Here is a 3,961-nt window from a genome sequence, read left to right on the forward strand (position 1 = left end):
TGCTGGCGGCCAAATGGCAACCCGGGCCTTGGAACAGCGCGACGACAACAATCGAGTGGTTGAAAGAAGACTTGCCCGAGGACGAAGCCACGCACCCTGTCATGGAAATTGCCGTCCATTATGACGGGACCGGCTTCCAGTTCGCTTCGGTCGAACCGGCAGGTCTCAAGATTCCCGGCACACTGAAAAAAGTCCGACTGTGGGTCAAGCCGCTCCAGGCTGACTACACATGGGTTCTCAATTTCCGCGACGGAGACGGGCAGGATTCCATCGGGGGCAAGAAACTGGAATGGCCCCTCAACGCCCCGGCGGGAAAATGGTCACGGCTGGAATTTGAAATTCCACAGAACTGGAAGCAGCCCGTTTCGCTCGTGTCCATTGGTGCCCATAACTGGAATCGTCGAAATGTCACTGGTGACGCCCGGCTGCGGATTTACCGTCTGGAGGTGGAGACCGATATGGCGGGCATTCCACCCGACGAGCGACCGCTGGGACTGCGGATTACAAGCGACGCACCTCGAAACGTGTTTATCGCGCCGGGGCCTGTCAACGTCCACATTATTTGCGATAGCTGGCGGGCAGAACCGCTCCCCATAAAGGTCCGTGCGCAGATCCTCGATGAACAGGGTACGATTCTTCATCAATCGGATTACTCAGCGACACTCCATGATCTCCAGGCCTGGGATCTGGTGTGGACGCCGCCGCGGTTCGGACCATTCTCGCTCAACGTCACAGCGCCATTGTCCGCCGGGGGTGTGCTCCATGCTGAAACACGTTTCGTCTATGTGCCCAGGCCGCACACTTTATCGGCTGACGAAAAGCGGCGATCGCCGTGGGGACTGAACATTCATTCAGCCAGCGGCGGGGTCTCCTACGAATCGCTCCGCCGTATCGGCGTCGTTTGGGTACGCGATTACTCGTACAACCGGCAATGGCTCCTCAAGGCCCGTGGAGCAGACGGGAGCTACAGCGGCTGGCCCTGGTACCCACGGATCAATGAGGGGATCCAGGAGGCAGGACTCATGCTTCTCGCCTGTATGGGCGATTCCATATATCCCTACGTTGAAAAGGGATTACTTGAACCCGACCGGCAGTGGAAATACGACCTCGTCCACATTCTCTGGGCGATGCCCGACTTCCCCGCGTGGGAACTTGACAATGAATACGACTACCATCACGGAAAAGAAGAGCGAGCGCGGCAATGGCGAGCCTATCATGCTTATCACCGCGTGTTCGCCGAGGTTGTCAAATTCATGAAGCCGGATTCCCTTGCCGTGGAACAGGGTACGGCGGGAATCCACCCCGAATGGGTGGAGCGCAGCATCGAATCAGGCGCGTTTGAGAAGATTGATGTGGTCAACGCCCATTTTTACTGCGGAGCGGAGCCCCCCGAATCGAGCGTGGAAAACGCGAACGGTCCGGGCGATGAATCGGAGAAGATGCTCATCGCGGACCGACTCCGAGCATTCGCGAACGCCGCCGATTGTGACGGACGCGATCGTCAGGCCTGGATCACCGAGTTTGGCTGGGATACGCGCGCCGGCTACGTGGTCAGTGAGAAGGAGCAGGCCATCTACCTGCAACGGGGATACCTGATGGGCCTGGCCTGCGGAATTGATAAGATGTTCTGGTTCTGGGACCGGGACAACAAGGAAAAAGCCACCACATATTTTGACGGGTGTGGGCTGTTCGATTATCGGAACGAGCCGAAGCCTGCGGCCGCGGCTCTCGCCGCCCTGACGCATTTCCTGAAAAACCCCCAGATTCTCGGCACATTCGACCTGCCGAAGGATGTCCAGGGGTACGTCATTCGAGACGGAGATCGGTTGTGGGCGTGTGTATTTCGACCACAGAAAAATGGCGAGGAGGAAGAAGTCGACCTGCCCGGCACCGAATTTTACGACATGTATGGCAATCGACTTTCCGACAAACTCCGTCGCGTGGGTCCCGCACCTCTCTGGATAAGCGGATTCTCACAGGATGATCCGATCGTGATCGAGACCGGGTTCGCCTGGGAGACGCCGCAACTCCTTTCCGCCGTTTGTGGGGAGATCGGTCACCTGATTTGGTCCACCTGCAACCACACCTCGCGACCCCTCCAGGTATCCTGGCGATTGGAATCACCCGAGGGATGGAAGGCCAGCTCATCGCAAGGCGGGTTCACGGCAGCACCGGGGCAAAAACTTTCGATCCCCATCTCCGTGGCGATCCCCGTTTCACTGCCCCAGGGAGAGTATTCGCTCTGTCTGGTGGTTGAGGCCGGAAATGCCGAAAAAAGACTTCCTGTCTGGCTCCATCTGGTTCCTTTGGTGGAACTTTCTCTCGGTTCGCTGCAACAGCAAGGAACCCACTACACAACGACATTGCGAGTTAAAAACAATTCGCCGGCCGACAAAACATGGGTCCTGGAAGGCAATTTGCCGCCGGGCTGGACGCTCGAACCGATTCGCTCTTCGCTCCGCGTCGGCGCTAAACAGGAAACGGAAATCCCCTTGCGTGTGGAGATCACAGCGCGTGACCTGCCGTCTGCTCCACCCCAGGTTGTTCTGAAAGATGAAAAAGGACAAACATCTGCTGGGACGACGCTCCCGGTGCCGTTCTGGAACCTGCCCCTGGTCGAAAACATAAAAATCGACGGACAATTTGAAGATTGGCCGTCTGGGACATGGTTGCCGGATTGGCTACTCGCGACCCGCGGCACAGCGTTCCCCGTTCGCGTGGCGCTGGCGTACCATCCCGCCGGGGTGTTTTTGGCGGTTCACGTCAAAAATCACAACGGGGCGGTGACAGATCCCCGTGCCTTTTGGGCGCAGACGTGCGTCGAACTGTTCATCGATACGGCGTCCGACGCCAGAGCGCGCACATCCTACCAGGCGACCGACCACCAGTTCTGGTTCTGCCCCCTTCTGGATACTGGCAAAGTCTATGCTGGTCGCTGGAAGCGCGGTGCCGAAATCCCGGCAACCATTTACGACCTGCCCGACGTTCGGGGTGTCAGCCGGAAAACAGAACAGGGCTGGCTGATGGAAGTATTTTTGCCCGGCTCGCGACTCCAGGGTTGGCGGCCCGAACCGGGGCGGACCTTGCGGGCAAACATCAACCTCACGCTACCAGGTCCCCAGGGCAAGACCGAAATCTACTGGCCTGCGGCCAAAGAAGATGGCGCCCCGGATCGTCCGGAATTGTGGGGACTTCTTCGACTTCAATAAGAAACCGACTGTTCAAGGCACGGGCTTCGCCGCGTTCGGCGGGCCAGGTGTTGCTCCGGTTCCGATAAGACACCAAACCCCGGTACGTTGTCGCGATGTCCCCATCAATAGCCTATCCCAGAGCCTGGTTTTCAGGATAAGCGATCTCATCTCTCGTGCGAATTTCGCGGGGCGCGTCGCCAAGAAACAGCGCGGCCCAGTGATGGGGTTCACTGGGCCGCGGAGGTTTAGGACCAGGCCGTTATCGATACCGATTGATTGACCGTTCAGATGGTCCGGCTGTCGAGCGGCTTAGGAGCCACCTGCGCCGGCTTCACATCCAGCGGCTTGGGATCGCCCTGCGGGGCGCTGCAGGCATCGCAAGCCGGAGCGCAGGCTTCTTTCGCCGTCGGGCAGCAGACTTTCCGCACGGGGCAGCACACCTTCACCGGCACCATCTCGCACACGATCCGCGGAACGCAGCGGGTGACGGTGCAGGGCACCACCTTCTTCACCCAGCGCACCTCGCACACGGTCTTGGTGCAGGTCACCGGCTTCCACACCCGGCACGGAACCTTGGTCACGCAGGTTGTCGGCACCAGCTTGCAGACCTTGTAGCAGACGGTCTTGACCCGCTGCTCGGGCACCATCTTGCAGACCTGGTAGGTGCAGGTCTTGACTCGCCGCTCAGGCACCAGTTTGCAGACCTGATAGGTGCAGGTCTTCTCCTCGCGGACCCAGCGACGAACCTTGTAGCACACGGTCTTCACCCG

At 59.2% G+C, this 3,961-nt stretch carries 1 protein-coding gene and 1 pseudogene; one reads left to right on the top strand and one right to left on the bottom strand.

The genetic code is table 11. The features are described 5' to 3' along the window. On the top strand, nucleotides 1-3,209 hold a 3,209-nt coding region (locus H5U08_RS12195; RefSeq protein WP_297033398.1), incomplete at its 5' end, for a hypothetical protein. 266 nt (nucleotides 3,210-3,475) lie between these two features. Here the strand turns inward: H5U08_RS12195 and H5U08_RS12200 are convergent. Beyond that, a pseudogene (locus H5U08_RS12200) lies at nucleotides 3,476-3,961 on the bottom strand (hypothetical protein); the annotation flags it as partial.

It is taken from the genome of Thermogutta sp. (assembly GCF_014359955.1).
Classification (GTDB): domain Bacteria; phylum Planctomycetota; class Planctomycetia; order Pirellulales; family Thermoguttaceae; genus Thermogutta.